General features: G+C 60.6%; 16 protein-coding genes. 12 read left to right on the forward strand and 4 right to left on the reverse strand.

The features are described 5' to 3' along the window. The first annotated feature begins 333 nt into the window (after positions 1–333). Complete coding sequence (locus VGY55_04010) at positions 334–747, forward strand: hypothetical protein (GenBank protein HEV2969130.1); 414 nt, start codon at positions 334–336, stop codon at positions 745–747. A 117-nt stretch (positions 748–864) separates the two neighbouring features. Next, positions 865–1,203, forward strand: coding sequence for a hypothetical protein (locus VGY55_04015; GenBank protein HEV2969131.1), 339 nt, complete (start codon positions 865–867; stop codon positions 1,201–1,203). 49 nt (positions 1,204–1,252) lie between these two features. Here VGY55_04015 and VGY55_04020 read toward each other — a convergent pair whose 3' ends face one another. Continuing rightward, on the reverse strand, positions 1,253–2,968 hold the full coding sequence (locus VGY55_04020) for a HEAT repeat domain-containing protein (GenBank protein HEV2969132.1): 1,716 nt from the start codon (positions 2,966–2,968) through the stop codon (positions 1,253–1,255). 512 nt (positions 2,969–3,480) lie between these two features. On the opposite strand from VGY55_04020, the gene VGY55_04025 reads away from it, so the two are divergent. From VGY55_04025 to VGY55_04070, 10 genes are all read left to right on the forward strand, one after another. Further along, positions 3,481–4,257 (forward strand): ThuA domain-containing protein, encoded by a 777-nt coding sequence (locus tag VGY55_04025; GenBank protein ID HEV2969133.1) that lies wholly within the window; start codon positions 3,481–3,483, stop codon positions 4,255–4,257. 59 nt (positions 4,258–4,316) lie between these two features. Continuing rightward, on the forward strand, positions 4,317–5,099 hold the full coding sequence (locus tag VGY55_04030; protein HEV2969134.1) for a ThuA domain-containing protein: 783 nt from the start codon (positions 4,317–4,319) through the stop codon (positions 5,097–5,099). A 390-nt stretch (positions 5,100–5,489) separates the two neighbouring features. Continuing rightward, positions 5,490–6,356, forward strand: a complete 867-nt coding sequence (locus VGY55_04035; protein ID HEV2969135.1) for a hypothetical protein — start codon at positions 5,490–5,492, stop codon at positions 6,354–6,356. A gap of 208 nt (positions 6,357–6,564) precedes the next feature. Beyond that, a complete protein-coding gene (locus VGY55_04040; GenBank protein HEV2969136.1) occupies positions 6,565–6,816 on the forward strand; it encodes a hypothetical protein in 252 nt (83 codons plus the stop codon). 155 nt (positions 6,817–6,971) lie between these two features. Further along, a complete protein-coding gene (locus tag VGY55_04045; protein HEV2969137.1) occupies positions 6,972–7,271 on the forward strand; it encodes a hypothetical protein in 300 nt (99 codons plus the stop codon). Positions 7,272–7,400: 129 nt separating this feature from the next. Continuing rightward, on the forward strand, positions 7,401–8,150 hold the full coding sequence (locus VGY55_04050; protein HEV2969138.1) for a hypothetical protein: 750 nt from the start codon (positions 7,401–7,403) through the stop codon (positions 8,148–8,150). 61 nt (positions 8,151–8,211) lie between these two features. Further along, positions 8,212–9,099: a hypothetical protein gene (locus VGY55_04055; protein ID HEV2969139.1), complete on the forward strand. Its 888-nt coding sequence runs from the start codon at positions 8,212–8,214 to the stop codon at positions 9,097–9,099. 450 nt (positions 9,100–9,549) lie between these two features. Then, entirely contained in the window at positions 9,550–10,065 is a 516-nt protein-coding gene (locus tag VGY55_04060) for a hypothetical protein (GenBank protein ID HEV2969140.1), read from the forward strand. A 196-nt stretch (positions 10,066–10,261) separates the two neighbouring features. Further along, positions 10,262–10,627: a VOC family protein gene (locus VGY55_04065; protein HEV2969141.1), complete on the forward strand. Its 366-nt coding sequence runs from the start codon at positions 10,262–10,264 to the stop codon at positions 10,625–10,627. Between the two features lie 285 nt (positions 10,628–10,912). Further along, complete coding sequence (locus VGY55_04070; GenBank protein HEV2969142.1) at positions 10,913–11,866, forward strand: sugar phosphate isomerase/epimerase family protein; 954 nt, start codon at positions 10,913–10,915, stop codon at positions 11,864–11,866. Positions 11,867–12,168: 302 nt separating this feature from the next. On the opposite strand, the gene VGY55_04075 is transcribed toward VGY55_04070, so the two are convergent. The 3 genes from VGY55_04075 to VGY55_04085 form a co-directional block, all read right to left on the reverse strand. After that, positions 12,169–15,654, reverse strand: a complete 3,486-nt coding sequence (locus VGY55_04075) for a hypothetical protein (protein HEV2969143.1) — start codon at positions 15,652–15,654, stop codon at positions 12,169–12,171. Between the two features lie 92 nt (positions 15,655–15,746). After that, positions 15,747–19,187 carry an autotransporter-associated beta strand repeat-containing protein gene (locus VGY55_04080; protein ID HEV2969144.1) on the reverse strand — a complete coding sequence of 1,147 codons (3,441 nt, stop codon included), beginning with the start codon at positions 19,185–19,187 and terminating at the stop codon, positions 15,747–15,749. Positions 19,188–19,409: 222 nt separating this feature from the next. Next, positions 19,410–21,719: autotransporter-associated beta strand repeat-containing protein (locus VGY55_04085; GenBank protein HEV2969145.1), on the reverse strand; the 2,310-nt coding region annotated here is incomplete at its 5' end.

Genomic DNA, 21,719 nt, shown 5'->3' on the forward strand with positions numbered 1-21,719 from the left:
TTTTTCGTTCGAGTCGGCAAGCTGCAGCGACCCCAAGCCCTCGCGTCCGGCCGCGAGGAGTGAATCAGCCTCACGCTGGCCCCCAGGACCTTTCATTTTTTCAATTTGGAAACCGCACACTAGCCCGACGCGCCAGCGAGGGTTCTGGCTTTCCAAGGGAATTCCCACGCTTGCGCTTCGGGCTAGTGACTAAAGTGGTCGCCCCAAACCTCGTGATATGAAAAAGTAAGAAGCCCTGCGCTGGCCCCAGCATCGCTTGCTCCGACTGCCCGCGGGCGGAGATAATGCGACGATTGGATTCAGCCTGCGCAACCTCATGCAGTGGAGATATCTATGAGTCGTCTCTCGCATCGCCGCCACTTATTGCCCGTATGGACTCTGTTCGTGTCGCTCCTCACTCCGACTGGTTGCGGGCAGAACAACCAAACTCCGCCGAAGGAGAAGGATGTGGAGAAGGAGCTGGACGGTACAAGCACCGCGATCGCATTAGGTGAGACCGAGCCACCGGTCCTCACGAAGGCGATCGCAGATAGAATCCGTCCAGGCTTATCGCAGGAAGAGGTACTGTCGTTGTTGCAGGACGCAGCGCGGAACACACGCGCCGCCGGATCCTTGGATTCTGCGGTCGCCCTGGGCAAGTTGAATGACATTCGATTCGATCTGACCGTTAGTCAGGGCAAGCGGAAGTTGGTGTTGGCTTTCAAAGACCGCAAATTGGTAGACAAGACGCAGGAGGGATTGGAGTAGGACTCGCGCTCAACCGCCCAGAATCAAGCCGCCCGCATCCCGCTGCGTCAACCGTGGGACGTTGAGAATCCCGCCCGGCGATGCGTTGGCCAGTGGGCTGCGGGGATCGTGACTCCCATGGGTCGATCATCTGTTGTCGGGCTGCCCGCGGTCGCGAATAATGCGGGCATGCAAACCGAGGCGCCCCAAGCTGATCGGCCTGCTCAAAAACATCAAGGCCGGCACGGTCGTCTTGGGCGATACGATGAACGGAGCGGCCGCGCGAGCATAGGTATATTGCCTCGCGATTCGCTGGCGGATGGAAAGGCGGCGTTTGGAGCCGTCTCAGAGCCGAAGCCACTGGCCTTCGAGGCGGCTGTCGAGGCACCGTCGGTGAATCCGGAGTACGGCGAGGACTTTTGGATTCCGTTGGTCGGCGTGATGGATCTCGTGCTACCGGAATCGGATGTCCGGTGATCGCCGACTTCAAGACCAGCGGTGGCGGCGGAGAACCGCGACGACTCCTTTATTCCAGCCTAGACGGTTCCTTCCGCGATGCGTCCGAGGACTTCACGCCGCCGTCGGCCGCTGTTTCCCACAAGCCTTCGAGGGCACGCATTACTGCCTGGCGCTGCGGATAGTCATCTGCCCGCTCCTTGGCGGCCGCCGGTACGGCAGCGGTAGCGATCTCGTCCGTGGTTGCCTCGCGCGTGCGCATCACGTAGTCGAATCGCTGCATCTTCGGCCAAGGATCGGAACCCATATCGCGGATTTCATGCACGACCGAAAAATCCTGCTTGAGATAGGTCACATCCGCGCGGACGAAACTGCCGGACGCGCCCTGGTAGTAGACTTGCGCTCGCGGCAAGGGTTCGCCAGGAGTCGGAACGAGGCCGCGAATCGGATCGTGTTCCGAGAGCGACGGAGCATGGCACAGATAGCAGTTGCGCAGGTGGTTGATCCGCACCAATTCCGACTTGACCCAAACGCCCTTATCATTCTTGAACGGCAGACTGGGATCCGGCTGTTCCAGCATTTTGTTCAGTTCGGGAAGCGCCCCGACGTCGTTGACCGCAACTAACGCCCGCGCAGCGTGAATGGCAACCGGCGGCCAGGGATAGCGCAACCCGGCGAGAAGTTGTCGGCGATATTCGGATTTCGGCCGATCCTTAAGAGCGTCGCAAGCCGATTTCCGCACTGCGCTCGAAAGGTCATAGATCGCGCGATCGGCGAGCGCCGCACTGGCCTCTAGGGATTTTATAATATCAAGCGATGCGATCAGTTGCAGCCGAACGGTTTGGTCGTGTGGTTGGAGCATTTGCACGAGCGTCGAAGTGGCCGTGAATTCATGAATGTGAGGGTCGTTGCTCAGGATCGTAAGGAGTTCCGATTCAAAAGGCGCGCCCAATTTGCGGGCTGTTTCGATACTAAGAGCGGGATACCCGCGGCTCGACTCCTCAACGAGCGGCATACGATCCAAGAACCGATGCAGGCCGGACGCAATCTTTTGGATTTCTTCCGCCTCGCCCGGCGACTTTCGACAGGTCGCGCCGCGACGGAACGGAATGCCCGCCAATTCGGGATGGCGCGAGGCAAGGTCGGGAATCAACGAATTCTCCGCAAGCACAAGCACGGTGGTCGACCCACGTTTGCCGGCCGCTGCGTTCGGCACCGACTTGACGATGCCAGGCAACGAAAGCAAATCGAGTTCAATCGAATTCATTTGCAAATCGCGCGATAATTCTTCGGCGCTCTGCACATGATCCAAACCGGCCAATCCTCGATCGACAACCGCTTCGACGAGGTCCCTTGAATTCTGCCGAGCACGGGACAATCGTTTGTCGTTGGCGCGGTCTGGATGCCCAGATGGCAAGGCCGCGGTCGAATGGGCGGTCGGATCTTCCTTCTTGGCAGGCGCCAACGTCTGTAGTGCGTCGCGATGCGCTAGCGTCGGCCGCGGATCGAAATCGAGCGCGGATTCGGAGCCGGACAACGAGATTTGAGCGATAGAGGCGGCCAACAGAGCCGGCGGATGGATCTGCATTGTCGGGGCTGAGAAATCCTGAAGCGAGGGCGTTTGCTCAAGGGCGGGTGGCGGTGCCGCGGGCCAGAAAACTCTTGCCACGCCGAAAACGACTAAAAAAGAGGCGATGACCGTCCCACTCCAAACGGCCGCCCAATTCGTCGCATAGGGAGCCTCGATATGAGTGCCATGCAGCGGACCGGTGGATGAAGCAGGCATTGTCGCAACCTCCAGAGCTTGCGTCGGGAGCGGAAGCAGAAGCGGTCTCTTGCTGCGTGGCGGTGTTTCTTTAGTTCGTTTGGTCGGAGCGGTTTTCTTCCATCGGCCGATATTATCATCCTCACCTGCCGCAGATTGCAAGCAGACGTGGTGCGAGAGACAGGATGAAGCGCTGCGTCAGGCGAGGAGCGCTAAGGCGATTACACCTTGCTCCGGCCTCCCGCGGTAGCGGATAATGCGACAGCGAAGCGGCGTTTTCAGTTTAGAGCCTACCCAAAAACCGCCTGGGCAAAGGGGACAGTCCCCGTTTTGCTCCGCCGACCATCGCGGCGATGGTGCCCGCGCAAAAGGGGGACAGTCCCCGGCGGTTTTCGGATAGGCTCTAAGCCTGCGCTCACTGTCGATCGTCGTCGCGTTGCTGACGGTGGTCGGCGGTGATGTCGGACGGCGGGCTGAGATTGTGCGTGAGCGGACGCGATTTGTCGGGCGGCTAATCACCCCAGACTAGCATCATGATCCTCTTCCAAGCCCTTGGCATCTCAATCGCAGTTGTCGCTCTATGCGGGTGTGCGAATAGCACGCCGTCCCCAACAAGTGCGACAACGCAGCCCACCTTCAACGTGCTCGTCGTCACCTCACGCGCCAAAGACCACTCGAAAATGATCGCGGCCGCGGCTCCCATGTTGAAGATGATGGCAACCGACAACCATTTCGATGTGGATATTACGGATGACGACACGGTCATCAATGATGCCAATCTCGCCCGGTATCAGGTCTTCGTTCAATTGCAGGAAGCGCCGTTTGATATGACCCCGCAGGAGCAGGCGGCTCTACAGAAATTCATCGAGGAGGGGCACGGCTGGGTTGGCATTCATGCGGCTGGGCTGACCGGCCGGGAATTTCTGGCGCCCGGCATGACTTACTGGAGCTGGTTCGAAACCTTCCTGGGCGGTGTGGTCTATTCGCCTCACCCGCCGTATCAGAAGGGCACGCTGGTCGTCGAGGATCACAATCATCCCATCACCAGAAACCTTCCCGACCGGATGGTCATCTCCGATGAGTGGTACGAGTTTGATAAGAGCCCGCGGCCGCACGTTCACGTGCTGGCGCACGCGGATGAATCGACCTACAAGCAGAAGAAGCCGATGGGTGATCATCCCATGATTTGGATCAATGAGAAGTATCGGCGGATGGTTTACATCGCCATCGGCCATGATGCTTCGCTCTGCTTGAACCGCGATTTCGAAGTGCTGGTGCGCGACGCGATCTTTTGGGCGGACTCTCAATAACGAATTCGTAGCTGCGACGCCGGCGCCGCATCCGCAGTCGCAGTCGGAAGAGAATCAATATGAACCGCTTTGGTCGCTGTGCCAATGCGATTGCCTTCTGCATTCTCGTTGGCTGTCAAACTAATAATCCGAAGGTCGCGACTGGTCCACCGCCGTTTCACGTGCTCGTGATGGCTGAGACCGGCGGCGTGCACGCTCCGTTCGTTGCCGCGGCAAAGTCCTGGCTTGCGGATCAGGCGGCAAAGCAGCACTTCACGCTGGACTACATCGAGAACGCCGACCGGATCAACGATGAGTTTCTTTCGCACTACCAGCTTTTTCTGCAACTGAACTATCCACCGTACGGCTGGAGTCCCACCGCCATGGCGGCGTTCCAGAAATACCTGACCGAAGGCAGGGGCGGTTGGGTGGGCCTGCATCACGCATCGCTGCTCGGCGATTTTGATGGTTACCATGTCTGGCCTTGGTATGACCAGTTCATGGGCGGCATCATCTGGAAAGACTACATTCCCAAATTCGCTTCGGGAATAGTCAACGTCGAAGACGCAAATCATCCGGTGATGAAGGGCATCCCGGCCTCGTTCGTCATCAAGAAGGAAGAATGGTACACGTACGACAAAAGTCCCCGCCAAAATGTGCATGTGATCGCTAGCGTGGATGAGTCGACCTATATCCCCAATGGCCGCGTGAAGATGGGAGATCATCCGGTGATTTGGACGAACGATAAGATCAAAGCACGCAACGTCTATATTTTCATGGGTCATTCGCCGGTGCTGTTTGATGACATCGCCTACAAGGCAATTCTGACAAACGGGATTCTGTGGGCGGCAGGGCGGAACTAACAAGCGAAGGCGGACGTGAGATCACTCCGGTAGCCGATGAGCGCGAGCATCGAGCGGCGAATCGATTCAGCCAGATGGCCGTCCCGCGTTATGCGGCTGAGAGTATCCCTTGCTCCGGCGGCCCGCGGTCGGGGACAATGCGGCCATGCTAGCCCAAATCGAAACGATCGACGTGGGGATTCTTCTTGCCGTCGTGTTGATCCTCATCGGGAATAGATTGCCTCTCGTGCTGGGCCCACTCCGATGGCTTCGCGATTAACAGTGTCAGCCGGGCGTTTGCGTTCGCCCAGAATCGAGCCGCCCGCGTCCCGCTGCATCGACCACAGGACTTGGTATGATGGGGGTATGGACGCGTCCTCTCCGTACGATTCTTGTTGCGCTTTCCAACTGATGCTGGCGATCGCGTTTCTGTCAGGGTGCGGCGGCGCCCCAAGTGACAATAAGGCGAAAGATGAAAACTTGAGCCATACGGACAGTCTCGGAGGCCGCGCCGAGCCACAATCCGCAAGCGCCCTACTTTCCTCCGCTGATTACGCGGCATTCCGTCCGGGAAGATCAAAGACCGAAATTCTCAATGAACTCGATTGGCGCGGCAATTTCCAGACGGCGACCGAATATAATGGAAAAAGTGCTTCTGCGATCAGCTACGGCGTCGATGGAGGACCCTTGAGCAACAACGGCCGCGAGATTTGGGCGATATTTGTTGACGATAAGTTTGAAAAACTTGTCGAACCGCCACCGGGGAACCCGGAGTGGGCTAAAACCCCGCGAATCGAGATCGGCGACTTTGGCTACCTCAAGCGTGCGACCGAGAGTAACGCCGTCAGAATTGCCGATCTGGAAAAGGAGATAGCAGCACACCCTGCTCCTTCGCATGTGGACTGGGGCCTAACGGCGGTTTTTCTTGCCTTCTCGCCAGCGCTTGAGGCGAAGCGCGCGCCTGCCTTGAAAAAGAACAGAGCGCTACGTGATGAGTATAACGCTGCACGGCTGAAGATTGGGATGACCGAGGCCGAGGTCGAGTCCATATTTAAGGCGAAGCCGTTGCGATCGGGCGAGGTGAAAGCGGGCTCATTCAAAGTCTACGGGAGTGCAGAGTCGCTCGACATCACGGCTTATCTTCACTATTCGAATGTCCTGGTGTTATTCCGTGAGGGCAAGCTCGTGGGAGTCGACAGCGGGGATATCCCTGGAGGGGAGGACGGGCTTCGACGGATTCGGGAAGGCTTTATTTATTTGCTTCCTCAGCAGAACTAATGATTGAATGGCCCTGACCTCCCGCATTGCAGCACGGAGTGAGTCAGCACGCCACCCCGCGTATCTCTTGCTCGGGCTGCCCACGGTCGGGGATAATGTGGCCATGCAAGACGAGCCGCTGAAAGCGAGAATCGCTGTCGCTTAATGCTGGGTCAACCAGCGTCGGTCGGCATATCACGAATTATCTATCTCCCAGAAGGAGGCCCGCATGGCAGTCCATGTCCACCACGCGTTCGAGAAGGGTGACGATGACAGCGGCGAGAACCCGATGGAGAAAATGAGTGAGATGTTCGGGCCGGGTCACGTCGATCAAGCCGTTCGCTCCGCGATTCTGGCGTGCTGGATGGCGCTGCCCAAGGAACGCCGCAACGTCGAAGAAGTCGAGAAGGAAGTGCGTCGTATCTTAGAGCGCGCGCTCGCCAACTTCCGCGAAGACGCGACATCGTTCGGCCGTCATTAAGCGGAACCGATCTTGAACAACCCACGCGACGGCCGCCGATAAGAACCGCCAACAACCTCACAACCTCGAACAGCCTCCGCACGCGGAACTGGAAGCGGCGGCGGATTGGCCCAAGGTTCTCGGCGGGGTTTTTCACGCGCTGGTATAATGCGGCCATGAGCATGTCGTTTCAACTCTCGAAGCGGACGATTTCTTACGCCTTGGGGTGGCTGTGCCTGGCGATAGCGGCCGGTGGGTGGGGAGTCATCTCAGTCGGCGGTGATTCGACAGTAACGGCCTTTGGGTTCATACTCGCCTTCAACTGTTTTTGGGCGGCGATTGAATCATTGCGCGGGCGTCGTTTCGCCCGCATCGCTCTTGATCGGGCGATTCTCGTACTTGTAATGATGATGGGCTATTGGATCTTGCGAACCATACCGCTGTCGGACAGCGACCCAGGGATGCCCACCGGCTAGTTTTTCCTTGGCAAATCGGCACCGGTATCACCGCCCGGCCGCGCGTATCGCTTGCTCCGGCTGTCCGCGGTCGCGGATAATGCGGCAATTCCCGGAGATCGCATTACTCGAATCGTTGGAGGGCCTGGAATGCGCAAGTTGTTTTTCGGAGCCTTTGTCCTGGCCGTTTCACTAGCTCGTGTTGCGAGGGCCGACGATCAGGCCGACGCCAAGGCGATCCTCGACGACGGCATCAAGGCTCATGGCGGCGAGTCTGAATTGCTCAAGTTGACTCGTCTGCACTGCAAGAGCAAGGGCACATGGTACGACGGCGACAAGCAGACTCCCTGTTCCTACGAGACCTACTTTGACGGCAGCGACAAGGGGCGGATTATGTCGTTTGATGAAGACAATAAACTCAGGAGAATCGAGGTTTTCAATGGCAAGGACGTGTGGGAGAAAGACGACGACCAGGAGACCGAGACGCTTTCGGGCGAGCGACTGAAGGACCGACAGGAATTGATGTACGACAACTGGGCAACCCAGCTTTTTCCCTTGAAAGCCGAGGATTTCCACTTGTCCATCCTCGACGAGACCGAGGTTGACGGACGGAAGGCAGTTGGCATCCTTGTCAAGCACGAGCGACACGAACCGTTGAAGCTGTATTTCGACAAGGAAACCCATCTGCTTGTGAAGGTCCAAGGCAAATTCAAGAACCTGGACGACGGCAAGGAGCACGATGAAGAAGCCGTTTATTCGGACTATCGAGACGTGCAGGAGACGAAGCAGCCATTCAGGTGCAAAACGTTCTCGGACAAAAAAGCGGACACTGATCTTCATCTTACGGAAATGACGCCATACGATAAGCCGCTCGACGAAAAGTTGTTCCTCAAACCGTGAGCAGGTGACTCGGCTGGCACGGCCAAGCATCCAGCCGCCCGCGGTCGGGGATAATGCGGCCATGACAATCCAGTTCGGTCTGAGAGCAATCTACCGCAACATGAGCGCCGCCAAGTTCACCATCGCGTTTTGCGTTTTCGTAGCGCACGCAGGCGTTGCGTCGGTTCCCGACGGATTGTCGTTACGCTGGCTACGGGCGGCGCGGGCGTGCGGGCAAGTCACCGAACCAAAGCCGGCGGATCATCGAGTCTCGGGCGAACTAACCGGCCGATTCCTCGTTCACGGAAAGCTTGCTCCACCGATTGTCTTTGGCCCGATCATGCCGCGTACGGGCAAGCGGATTACGGATGACTCTCTTAGCGTGTCCGGCGAACAGCAGGCGCTAGCGAACGTTATCGTGTATTTGGCGCGCGGCGCCGACGGCGGGCGACCACCCGCGATCGCCGACGAGAAGCCGAATTCCGACCCGGTCATCATTTCGATCTTCGATGGCCACCTTGTCCCCCGCGTGGTCGGCTTAAGAGACACCCAGGCGCTCGTTATCGACAACTTTGACGATGACTCGTGCTTTTTCAGCTTCAATCCGACAGAAATTGGCCCACGAGTCCGCGTCGATTCCATGTCGCGGGCAGTCGTGCGAGTTACCAAGGCTCGGCGGTATCCGGGCGAGATCGAGTGCAATGCCCATGATTGGTTGCGAGGATTCGTCTATGTGTCGGATGATCCGTACTTTGCCGTCAGCGACGACGACGGGCGATTCACCATCAAGAATGTTCCGGTCGGGCAATGGGTGTTCGCCGCATGGCACGAACGGGCATCCAAGCTTGACGATGTTTCTATCGATTCCAAGCCGGCCAAGTGGAACCACGGGCGATTTACGCTCACGATACGCCCCGGCGTTAATTCCTTGGGAACAGTCGAAATCCCAGCCGAGACGTTTGCGCGATGAGCCGGGACTTATCGTTACTCCAAGTGACTCGGTTGGACTCGCTTGCTCCGGTTGCCCGCAGTCGGGGATAATGCGGCTATGAGCATGCCGTTTCAATTGTCGATTGGACGGATTCTCCGCGCGATGGCCTGGCTGTTGCTGGCGATCGCGGCCGGTCGGTGGTGCGTTAATTCATTAGGCGGCAGTTTTCATGTAACGTTTTTGGCGTTCGTAATCGCTTTCGGTTGCGTTGGATCGTCGGTTGCATCCTTGGAGGGTCGCGGTCTTCAATCCATCGCCGGCCACTGGGCCTACGTTGCGTGCATAATGGCGGAAGCCACCTGTCTTCCGTTTGCGTTGCACGCGATCATCCCTTAACCGCATCTTCGTTGTCGAATTGGCGGCAAGAATCCCTCGCTCCGACTGCCCGCGGTCGAGGACAATGCGGCCATACTAGCCTGGATGGAAACGATGGACGTGGCGATTGTCGTGACCGTCGTATTGCTTCTCAACGGAAATAGCTTGCGCCGTATACTGGCGACGCTGCGACGGCAGTCGCGTGCGTCCGGCGGCGCCAACCGCGGGGCTCACGCAGATGAGAAGCCTCGCCGCCGATTCCAATTCAGCCTGCGAACACTGCTGATCGGCGTCACGCTGCTCGGCGTGGCGTGTGGCTATATTGCGCGGCAAGCGGAGATGGTTCACGACCGGAGGGCGGTACTGGCAGATATCGAAAGCAACGGTGGCGGCTTTTTTTCTACCGTCCGCACTACGGCCGGGTTCTGGAACCGGTTTCCCAACTGGCCAGATCAAGCGATCGCGTCGATCGGCAGCAAGGATCAACACGACTCGCCTGCCGGAACGATGATGCGGACGATTCTTGGCGACGAAGTCGTCGTGGTCATTTGGCTGCCAACGACAGTCCCTCGATCAGAGCAGGATCGGATTAGGAAGTTTATTCCCGAAGCCTATTTGTGGAAGTTCTAGCGACAGGCGAGCAAGCTCTGCCGCGCAGGCAATCCTCGGGCACCTCCCCTGCCCGGAGTCAGTCGCTCAGCGTCCCGTGACTCCACGAATCGCTTGCTCCTGCTGCCGGCGGTCGGGGATAATGCGGCCGGAATCTGGCGGCCCGTTGACGCCACGTTCAAACGCAGTCAACAATTGTCAGGCGTCATTGAGCATCATGCGGCTTTCCCACATCAACGTGACCATGCCGAAGGGATGTGAGGACATTGCGCGTTCGTTTTATGCCGGGCTTTTGGGTTTGCGGGAAATCCCCAAGCCGGAGCCGATACGCGATCGCGGCGGTGTTTGGTTTGATGCTGGCGGATTGGACGTGCATGTTTCGGTGGAGGAACAGCGGGCGGGAGCCGACTCCTATCGACACTTTGGTCTTGAGTGTGCTGACGTCGACGGATTGCGAGCGAAGTTGCAGGCCGCCGGCGTGACGACGGAGGAGGGACGCCCGGCGCCGTGGCGGCGTTTTTTCGTGCAAGATCCGTTTGGAAATCGGATTGAGTTTCACGAGACCGGCGGATTACGAGGATGAGATTAAGAGTCTGTCCGAGAACCGCCGGGGACTGTCCCCCTTTTGCGCAGTCCGCGGAGCAAAACGGGGACTGTCCCCTTTGCCCAGGCGGTTCTCGGATAGGCTCTAACGATGCAATCCCATTTCTTCGAGCAGTCGAAGCCCAACCGCCGCCGCTTTCAATGCAGCCTGCGGAAAGCCCGCCGTTGGCCATTGATTCAGCGACAAGATCTTAGGACACTATGTTGAGCGCGATCGATGATTCAGCGCCGCCGCGCAGCGGTCGTCAACTCGAAAGGACACTCCATGTCAAAGACTCGTCGAGAATTCTTGGCTGCGGCCGCAGTGGCTGGCACGGCAATCGCTGCTCCGGCGCTTGCGGCCACACCGCAGCAGGAGCCGACGACGCGACCGGCCTCTTCGCAGCCGCTGCGTATCGGGTTGGCGACATATTCGCTCTGGCAGTTCCGGAACCCGGACTATCACAGCGTCGAAAAGTGCATTGATCTGGCCGCCATGTGGGGATTCGACTCGGTCGACGTGCTCCAGGTCCAGCTCGAGCACGACGACTTTCCCTATCTCCAGCAGTTGAAGCGGCGGGCGTTTACTCAGGGCCTCGACCTGCACGGCTTTTCCACGCACCAGACTTTCCTCACGGCCGATGCCGCCAAGCGCCGCACGAACGTCGAGCATACGATTTTCTGTCTCGAACAGGCGTATGCCTTGGGCATCCCCTCGATGCGCGTGCAGACCGGCACCTGGGGCACGAGCAAGGATTTCGACGATCTGATGGCTCACCGCGGGATCGAGCCGACGCCCGCCGGCCGCACGGAGGAAGAGGGCTTTAAATGGGTGATCGATTGCTTCCAGCAGTGCATCCCCACGGCGGAGAAGTGCGGCGTGACGATGGGCCTGGAAAACCATTGGGGCCTCGGCCGCACTCCCGAGGGCGTGCTCCGCGTCGTTGAAGGAGTGAACTCGCCGTGGCTGCGCGTGACTTGCGACATCGGCAATTTTCTCGAAGACCCTTACGACAAGCTCGACGCGATCGCCAAATATGCGACGTTGGTCCATGCCAAGACGTACTACGGCGGCGGGCTTTGGTATTCGCTCGACCTCGACTACGCCCGCATCGGCGCGATGCTGAGGCGGCACAAGTACCACGGCTACGTGACGCTGGAATTCGAAGGCAAGGAAGACCCGCGCAGCGCCGTGCCCAAAAGCCTATCGCTGCTCCGCAGCACGCTCGTGGTCGATTGAATGGCCCTGAGTGACATCGACAGACTCGTTTCATACGGCGACTCCGACGTAGGATGCGTCGAGCGAAGCGCTAAGAGCCTATCCGAGAACCGCCGGGGACTGTCCCCTTTTTGCGCAGTCCGCGGAGCAAAACGGGGACTGTCCCCTTTGCCCAGGTGGTTCTCGGATAGGCTCTAACGCATCGTGAAGCGGGAGACAACTCCCGGTGCGTCCGCTCGGACTTGACGCACCCTACGCGACTCGCACGTCAGCACTGGCCGACTTCGCTGGCCAGTGCCACCGGGCGCGCCTGAGTGTACTCCTCACGCTCCATCGTGAGGATCGTCGCCTCGCGGAGCATGACGACTACACTGATGCGAGCGCCGCACCATCGCCATCGCACCGAAGAGCGCGAGCACTGCCAACACAACCGTCGAAGGCTCGGGCACGGCCGAGGGATTGCTGGCCACAGTGGCGCCGCTCGCGAATGGCCCGGCCGGAATCGGATTGCCGCTGAAGCCTTCGACACTCGGGGGATCTAAGCCCGATGGACCCGGCGCGCCGTAAGCGAACGGAGCGCTCGACTGCAAAGAACCAGCCACGGCAAAGCCGCCCGACTCGCCCAGCGGATTGCCCGAGGCATCGCTGGCGTCGATTGTCACTAGGGCGGGGCTGCCGGCCGCACCGCCGATGATTAGCGCCCCCTGGACGATGTGATTAGCCGTCAGATCGCTGCCGGCATTGACCTGAGTGGTTCCCGAGCCATCAATGTTGCCGACTTGTTGATGCGTGCCGGAGACGAGGATGCCGGCGGCGGCGCTGCTGTTGTTCATGATGTTCACTCGACTGGATCCGCTACTAAGCGCCGAGACGGAGCCGGCCAGTTCCAACGTCGCGCTGTTGTTGACCTTCGCGGTGACGCCGGTTCCAATCGTGGCCGCGCCGCTCGTCGCCTTGAACCGCAAGGTGCTCGAATCGTTGACCACCAGCGAACTGGCCGCGTCCAGCCTCGCGGCGCCATCGACTTCAAGCGTCCCGTTGCCTCCTTCGGAAAACGCGGAATTGGCGTTGTTGGTGAACGGGCCGCCGAACGTGCCGCTGGAGCCGCCAGCGAAGGTGGCTGTGGTGCTGATAATGTTGAACGTTCCGCCGCCGTTGTTGGTGACGAGTCCAGTGAAGATCGCCGGGTTGTAAGCGACGACGATCGTCTTGCCGTTTTCATTCGTGACCGGGCCGTTCACGGTGGTCGTGCCGCCGCTGAGTGTGACGCTTCCATTGTTGTCTAGCCCCGCGCCGCCGGTGCGGAAAATGCCCCAGCCGCTGATTTGGCCGGTGTTGTTGAGCGGCTGGCCGCCATTGTCGAAAGTGCCGCCGGTGAGATTGATGATCCCGGCGTTGGCCACTAGTCCGGGGACGACGACCAGTTGATTGCCGGTGCCAGCCGTGAGCAATCCGGTGGTCGGATTCTGCACGGTGCCGGTGACGGCCAGGATTCCGCCGCCGAACGCCTCGATGGTGCCATTGTTGACGACGGCGTTGCCGAGATTGCCGACACCGCGGATGCTTCCCATGTTGTTGATCGCGCCACCGGCGAGACTGGAGTTGAAGCCGGTCAATTGAATCAGGCCGGTGTTGGTGAAGGCCTGAACGACGTTGATCGTACCAGACTCGGGCACGAGGAAACCCGCGTTGCTAAACGGGGTGGCGATCGTGCCGTGCCCGCCGATCGTGCCCGCCGCGTTGTTGTTTAGCGTGGACGTGCCGGCGACGATTCCGCCGCTCAGGTTGATCGCGCCGGAGTTGGCCACGCTTCCGCCAGTGAGCCGCAGTTGTAGGCCCGCCGCAATGCCGATATTGCCCGCGTTGGCGTTGGGGCCCGCATTGCTCAAAGCGAGGTTGCCGCCGCTGATTGAGATTTGGGCATTGTTGGTGAAGCCAGCGGAACCGCCGATCGCGCCGGTGCCCGCGAGCAGGGCATTGTTCAGCAGAAGTCCGCCGCCGTTGATTGTGCCGCCGGCAAGCGTGAACGTGCCTTCGTTATCCAGACCGGCCCCATTGAGAGTGAGCGTGATTCCGCTTCCTATCGCCAGGCTCGTGTAGTTAATCAGGCCATTGGCGGCGGTGAAGGGGGCGTTGAAGGCCACGGTTCCAGCATTGATTAGCTGGCCGTTGAACAGACCACCGGCGTACGTGAATGTGTTCTGGTTTTGGAGTGTGCCGTTGAAGGTGCCGCCAACCTGTGCGAATGATGCGAAGGAGAGGCTGCTGCCGGCGTCCTGGGTGAGCGTGCCATTGGGGTTCAAGGTGATCGAGCCGCTGACAACATGAGAACTTCCGGCGCCGAGTTCGAAGCTGAACGAGCCGACGCCGCCGAGTGCCTCGTTGCCGGTGACGATCAGCGTCTGGTTGGCCGCTAACGTCAACGCCGCGCCGAAGGCGGCGGAGGTGGAAGTTGACGCGGCGCTGGAGTCCCACGTGACACTGGATGTCAGGTTGAGGGTGCCGCCGGTCCAATTCAAGAGGGCGGGAACGCCGTTGAAATTGAGTGCCGCGGCATTGATCGTTCCGCCGCTGAGATTGATGACGCTGCCGGCCGTGTTGAACGCAACGAGCGTGCCGCCAACCGTGAGGATGCCGGTGTTGCTGACGGCCAAGACGCCCGTGCCGCCCGGACCGGATCCGACAACGACAAAGCCGCCAAGGGTAGCGGTGCCGCCGCTGAGGGTGTAGGTGCCCATCGAACCGGCGTTGCCACCGAGGTCAATGGCGCCACTGACATTGGCGCCGCCGGTTTGAGTGAACACGCCTGTACCGTTGAGGCCAATCTCCTCGTCGACACTGGTCTGCAGATTGCCGGCGTTTAAGGTGTAAGAACCGCTCGTCGCACTCGCGTTTCTGCCGAGGTAGAGGGTTCCTCCTCCACTTCCTCCACCGGATCCGCCACGGATGGTGTTATTCCCACCCGTCTGGACGAAGGTGCCTGCGCTGCTGTAGCCGACGTATTCGCTACCACTGGAAATCAGTAGATTGCCGCCGCTCAAAGCATACATCCCTCCCGTCCCAGCGGCGTTGTAACCGATGAATAGATTCGCATTACCAGTGTTCGTGCCGCCGGTCTGGTTGAAAACGCCCGTGCCGACGTCGCCGACGTATTCGTTCGTGTTGGCTACCAGCGTGCCCGTGCCGCCGAGATTGTAGGTGCCCATGGCGCCGGCGTAGGTGCCGACGTCAAGAAACCCGGTGGCCGTGGCGATCGTGTTCGAGCCGGCCGTCTGCGTGAACGTGCCCGTGCCATATAAGCCGACGTATTCGGACTGGTTAGCCACGAGCGCGCCTGTGCCGCTGAGCGTATAGACCCCCGTCGAGCCGGCGCCGTAGCCCACGACAAGATCCCAACCGGGATTCGTGGTGACGGTTCCAGCGGTTTGATTGAGCGCGCCCCTGCCCGCGGTCGGACCGACGCCGGAATAGCCGCCGATGAGGATCCCGTTGGCGGTCAGACTGTTGTTGTATGGTATCGAGAGCGTCGCGGTCGTGGCGCCCGCTCCGGTCAAATCAATCGACAGCAAACCAAGCGAGGGCCCTTTGATAATAAAGCCATCGTACGTCACCGTGCGAGCGACTCCATCGGTGAACACGATGTTTACCGTGTCGCCGGTGGAAGGCGCACCGACAGGTGACCAGTTGCCCGGCACGGTCCAGTCGCCGTCCCCGACGTTCCAATTGCGAGTCACTGCGTGGGCCGGTTCGCCGCGGAGAATCAAGAGCACGGCGGCCAACGCGACGGCGAAACGATGCGACCTGCGCATAAATGCGCTCCTCGTTGCAAGAGTAGAAGAGGCGGCAGCCACCGTTAGGCTAATACCCACGCGCGACGAATGCAAGGAAACTGAGATCGGTTTCACCGAGCACGGCGCCGGCGTACGATCCCCTCGCCAACTACGCTCGAAAGCGTGACGAGCATCAGAACGAGCGCGGACGGCTCGGGAACCAACGATGCGTTGCCGCCCACGGTGGAAGAGCCAAGCAACGAGATCTCTGGATCGGCGCCGCCGCTGGTGCCGCCGATCGAGTTAGCAGAACTGATGTCGCCCGCTCCAAATGGGCCGCTGGGTATCAACGAATCGGCCAAGACAAGTCCGCTCGACTGATCCAAAGGATTGCCCGAGGCACCGCTGGCGTCGATCATCACGAGGGCCGGCGATCCGGCCGTGCCGCCGATCACGAGCGCGCTTTGCACGATGTGATCGGCGGTTAGATCGCTCCCGGCGTTGACCTGCGTGGTGCCGTTGCCGTCAATCCCGCCGACGTGCTGATGCGTGCCGGAGACAAGGATCCCGGCGGCGGCGCCGCTGTTGTTCGTGATGTTCACGCGGTTGGAGCCGGAGGACAGCGCCGAGACCGAGCCAGCCAGTTCGAGCGTGGCACCGCTGGAGACGGTCGTGGTCACGCCCGTGCCGATCGTGGCCGCGCCGCCAATGAAGATGTTGAATCGCAACGTGCCGCCGTTGACTTGCAACACGCTGTTGGCGTTCAAGGTTGGGGCGCCATTGAGTTCAAGAGAACTGTTGCCGGACTTAATAAACGCACCCGAGTTAATCAACAGACCGGGAAACAAGGTGTTCCCGCTCGATTGACTGTCGGTTAGCATGACTCCCGCGGCGACGCCGAGCGTCGGAACACTGCCGGAGAGCGTGCCGGAGAGGCTGCTCACGGTCTGACTATTGCCGAGGTTGACGGCTGAGACGGCCCCGCTGATGGTGCTGATCGTAAGCGCGCCGGTGCCGATTGTGCCGCTGCCGGCCGTATTGAGCGTCCCGCCCATCACGGTAGTGGCGCCGCCGAGGCTGTTCGTACCCGAAAGCGTGAGCGTGCCGGCGCCAGTCTTCGTAATCGAACTATCTGAGCCTCCGTCGCTGACGGCGCCCAAAGTTAGCGTACCGGTCCCAGCGCCATTATTGGCAACATTGAAGGCAACATCGCCGGCCAGCGTCGTCACCCCGATAGTCAGGTCGTACGCCTGGTTCATCGGAGCAGTCGTGGCGGTGACGTTCAGCGCAGTGCCCATGCCCTTGCCGACGCTCAGCGTGCCGATCGTCACCGTTGGTCCCGCAGCGGTGGCGGCCACGTCGATCGTCGAATTGATCCCGCCATTGAGCACCACGTTGTTGACGGACACCGCCGGAGCCGTCACGGTGTAGCTGAATTTGCTGATCGTCTGGGTCGAGACATCGTAGCCGGTCCCGCCGCCGAATCCGACGTAAACGTTGTCGCTGCCCATCGCGGCCGCCAGGTCGCCGGCCGAGTAGACGTGAGTAAACGTGTTGGTGGTGTTCTCCTCGTTGAGCGTTTCGGTGATCGTTTGGGCGATTGGATTGAACGCGAGTGAGACGTCGATCGGAATGCCGCTGACGAGATTGACCGGCGCGACCGGCAGATAGGTGTCGTTGTTGGGATTGCCGTTCGTGAGCAGGTTCGTGCCGATCACGTGACCGGCCCAGATATTCAGTGCGATCGCGACGCTCGGCTGGACGGGTGTGCCGTTTTCCGAGGTGTAGGCGAAGCCCCCGCCCAACCCGCCGATGGCGTTCAAACCTCGCGCATCATTTTGCAGGACGAACACGACCCCATCCGCGGCTGTCGCCAGATTCGGGCTGCTTGGTGTGTACGTATACGAGGCATTGAAGCCATTGGCGCCTAGCGCGATGGGCTGAAGCGTATTCGAATAGGCCGCGCGAGCTTCAAAAACTGCGCCGTCGGTCAACGTGAGCACATTGCTGTTGATCGGGTTGCTGGTGATCGCCGTGTTGTTGACGGTCCAACCGGTCCCGGCGCCGGTGACACTCGTGCTCGTACCGCCGAAACCGGCCAACGAAGCCGTGGCGACAAGAGCAGACGAGGCGCGCAACGTGCCCCCGTTCAGGACCACCGTGCTCGTGCCCAGGACAGTGGAGTTGGCCAGTTGAAGCGTCCCGGCGTTGACGGTGATGGCGCCGGAGAGGCTGTTCGTGCCCGAAAGCGTGAGCGTGCCGGCGCCGGTCTTCACGATTCCCGCGCTGCCACTGATCGGGCCGGCCAAGGTGAAACTGTTTCCGCCGGCCACGGTCAGCGTGTTGCTCAGGGTGACGGCGTCGCTGAGGGTGTATGGCCCGTTGCCATCCGCTTGCAGCGTTCCGCCGCCCGCCGTAAGTGTGCCGGTTCCGAGCGCGTTGTTGTTTCCAATGACGACTGTCCCCGCACTCAGCGTCACGCCACCGGAGAAGGTATTGTTGCCGCCGAGAGTCAGGGCGCCGGCGCCAGACTTGGTGAGGGAGCCCGTGCCGCTGATGGCACCCGCATAGTTCTGGGCATTCGGGTTAGCGAAAACCAGCGCGGCATTGTCGGTGATGTTGCTTGCAACCGAACCGTTGTTCGTCGTGCCGTCGCCGAGCTGCAGAGTTCCAGCGCTGATCGTGGTGGTGCCGGTGAAGGTGTTGTTGCCGCTCAAGGTCAGCCTGCCGGCGCCAGACTTGGTGAGGGAGCCCGTGCCGCTGATGGCACGCGCATAGCTCTGGGCATTCGGGTTAGCGAAAGCGAGTGCGGCATTGTCGAGGATGTAGCCGACGACCGAACCGTTGTTCGTCGTGCCGTCGCCGAGCTGCAGAGCCCCAGCGTTGACTCTGGTGGGGCCGATGAAGGTGTTGTTGCCGCTCAAGGTCAGCGTGCCAGAACCGTTCATATCCAGTGCCATGGTGCCAACCCCGTCATTGATTGCGCCGGCGATGGTCGTGGCGCCGGAACCGGAGACTACGAGGGTTTGAAGTCCGAAGATCCCGCTCTCGATCGTGCCTCCAAGGTCCAGCAAGACCCCCGTGTTCGCGCTGTTGTCGGCCAAAGTGTAATCTCCTTCCAGCGTCAGCGGAGCGTCAATCGTCTCGGTAAAGTGACTGCCGCTAAACAACGTGCTGGCGATCTGGATTGTCCCGCCGGAGGTCAAGACCAGGGGGTTTCCGTTCGACGTGCCAATTGTGTAGCTTGGGGCCGCCGTGTCAAACGTGATGCTCTCCGGATTACGCCCGGCGTCGGGAACAATCTGGGTGATGTTACCGGTGCCGTTAAACGTGGCCGTATCCGGATTGGTGGTGCCCGAGGTAGCGCCGGGAAGCCGCCCAAAGACCCAGTTGCCGACGGTCTGCCAAGCCCCGGTGCCGGCGCCCCCGCCCCATGTGCCGCTGGCGGCAAGCGCGGAGTTGCTCACTCCGACGACCGACAGGATGAGGACCGCGGTCTTGATCCAACTGAGAACAAATCGTCGCGAGCAAAAGACGCCAAACGCGACTCGGAAGCAATGGCGTAAGCACATAATGCGCTCCTCGAAACAGATTGAAGAGGGCAATCCCTCCCAGGCTACTACCCGCGCGCCGCGAACACAAGGAGATTTGCGGAGAGATGCTGAATCCCGAGAGCCAGAACAGGCTGGTATGAATGGCTGAGAGTGAGGCTCTCGGCCTCGCTTCAAGCGGTCAATTGCGGATAAGGCCCGTACGCCGACAAGGCACAAGCAGCAGCGATGACTGCTCGCCGCTTACTTTCGCTTTCGCCGCCCCAAGCAGCCGAGTGAAGCCGAGCCGAGCAGAGCCAGCAGCATCGTCGTAGGTTCTGGGACCGTCGCTGCGCTGCCGCCGAGATTACCGCTGGCGAGAGTATCGGCGCCCAAGATCAAATCGCTTGCCGACGATCCGTCATTGGCCAGTGAGTTCGACGGATTGACCGATCCAGCGTCAATTGTCTCGATGGGATCAAGAGAGCTGGCCAGCACGAAACCACTCGACTGAGCCAACGGATTGCCCGAGGCATCGCTCGCGTCGATCGTCAACAGCGCCGGGCTGCCGGCCGCCCCGCCGATGATCAGCGAGTTCTGAACGATGTGGTCGGCGGTGAGGCTGGCACCGGCGTTGACTTGGGTATTGCCCGTCCCGCCGATGCCGCCGACTTGTTGATTTCCGGCGGAGATCAAGAGGCCCGCGGCAGCGTTGCTGCCGTTGGTAATCGCGACTCGATTGGCCGGGATCGTCGTGCCCAAGGCAGAGACCGAGCCGGCCAGTTCCAAGACACCGCTGCCGGTGATGTTGGCTGTCACGCCGTTGCCGACGCTTGCCAAGCCGGAAGCAATGCTTGCTCGTAGTTTTCCGCCGCTGGCCGCCAGCGAGCTGTTGTTGCCGAGCGACAGCCCGCCGTCGATCTCCAGCGTGCCAACGTTCGACTTAACGAGCACTCCGCCGGTTCCAGCAGTTGCTCCGGACGCCAAAGCGATCGTGCCAGCGAACGTCGTGCCCGTCGACTGATTTACAGTGAGCGCGGCGCCTGAGCCGACGTTCACCCGCGCCGAGCCGCCTGAGACCGTGCCCGACAGGCCAGTTACCGATTGGTTCTTGCCGAGATTCAAGACGGAGGCCGCGCCGCTATTGCCGTTGACGGCCAATGGGCCGCCGCCGAGCGTGCCTGTCGTGGTGGTGGTGAGAGTGCCGTTGTTGACCGTCGTGGCGCCGCTATACGTATTGTTTGCGCTGAGAACCATGGTGCCCGGACCGTTCATGGTGATCCCACCCGTGGTTCCCACTTCGTCGCGGAGAACGGCCGACACGTTCAGCTTGCCGACTCCGGCCGCGACGTTGAATGGGATACTGATGCGCAGGTCGATACCACCAGGCGCCGCGATGTTTGCGTCACTTGAGACTGGATTAGCTGTAACGGCGCTATTGAAGGTGAAATCGCCGAAGGGTGCTGGCGGGGACGGATCGCCGGCGATCGTGGCGCCGCTGTTGAGCGTCAGTTGGCCCACGTTGTGCGTTGTGCCGAGGCCCGTCGTCAGGATTCCGTTGGCGTTGATCGTAATCGCGGGGATGCTCACATTGGGAGCATTGAGACCAGAGCCGAGCACGTTGTTGGCGCCTCCGAGATTACCCAATTGGAGTGTGCCGCCGTTGTTGATTGTAATGGTGCTCGTCGTGTTGAATGTGGCCGCGGCGCCGTCGTAGCCATAGTTGGCGATGAGCCTTCCGCCGGCAATCGTAACGGGGCCGGCAAATGTGTTGGCCGCGCCGAGAAGAAGTTCGCCAGGCCCCACATAGTTGAGACCGCCGCTGCCGACGATCGGATGGAAGACAACCAGCGCGTTGGCGATGTTGGTGATATTGACGCTGCCGCCGCCGGCGCCGAGCGTGATGGCGCGGGAAGTCGAGTTGTAGGCCGTCCCGGTTACCTGCAGCGTGCTGCCTCCGTTCAAAGCCACTCCGCCGCCCGCCGCGCCCAACGCGCCGTCGGCGGCAACCGAGAGAGTCGTGGCATTGTTGACCGTCGTGCCGCCTGAGAAAACATTGGATGGACTTGAAAGCACCAGCGTTCCGCCGCCGGCCACGATGATGCTGCTGCTCGCGGACTCGGCGATACTGCCGGCGATGGTTTGAGTAGTTCCGGGTGCCACGCTGAAATTGGCGTTGCCTCCCATAAGAAATAGTGAGCCTCCCGCGGCGGTTCCCGCACCGCCAGCATGCCCGAGGCCACTGCCACCGCCGGTGCCCGCCGTGAGCGAGCCGGCATCGGTCGACGAATTGGCAAAGGTGATGGTCGCACCGGAGCGAACAAAAACTGCGGCGCCGAATGCCGCGCCCCCTCCTCCGCCGCCTTCATTCCCATTGCCGCCGACTCCGCCGCCGATGCCACCGAAGCCACCTACAAAAGGTCCATACACGGCAACATTGGATGATCCTCCTCCGCCGCCGCCTCCGCCGCCGAAGCCGCCATTGCCGCCGCCGCCAGCCGATGTGTTAATAACATCACCACCTCCGCCGCCGCCGCCACCGAAACCACCGGCGCCGCCCATTCCGGAATTGTT

Source organism: Pirellulales bacterium (assembly GCA_035939775.1).
GTDB lineage: Bacteria > Planctomycetota > Planctomycetia > Pirellulales > DATAWG01 > DASZFO01.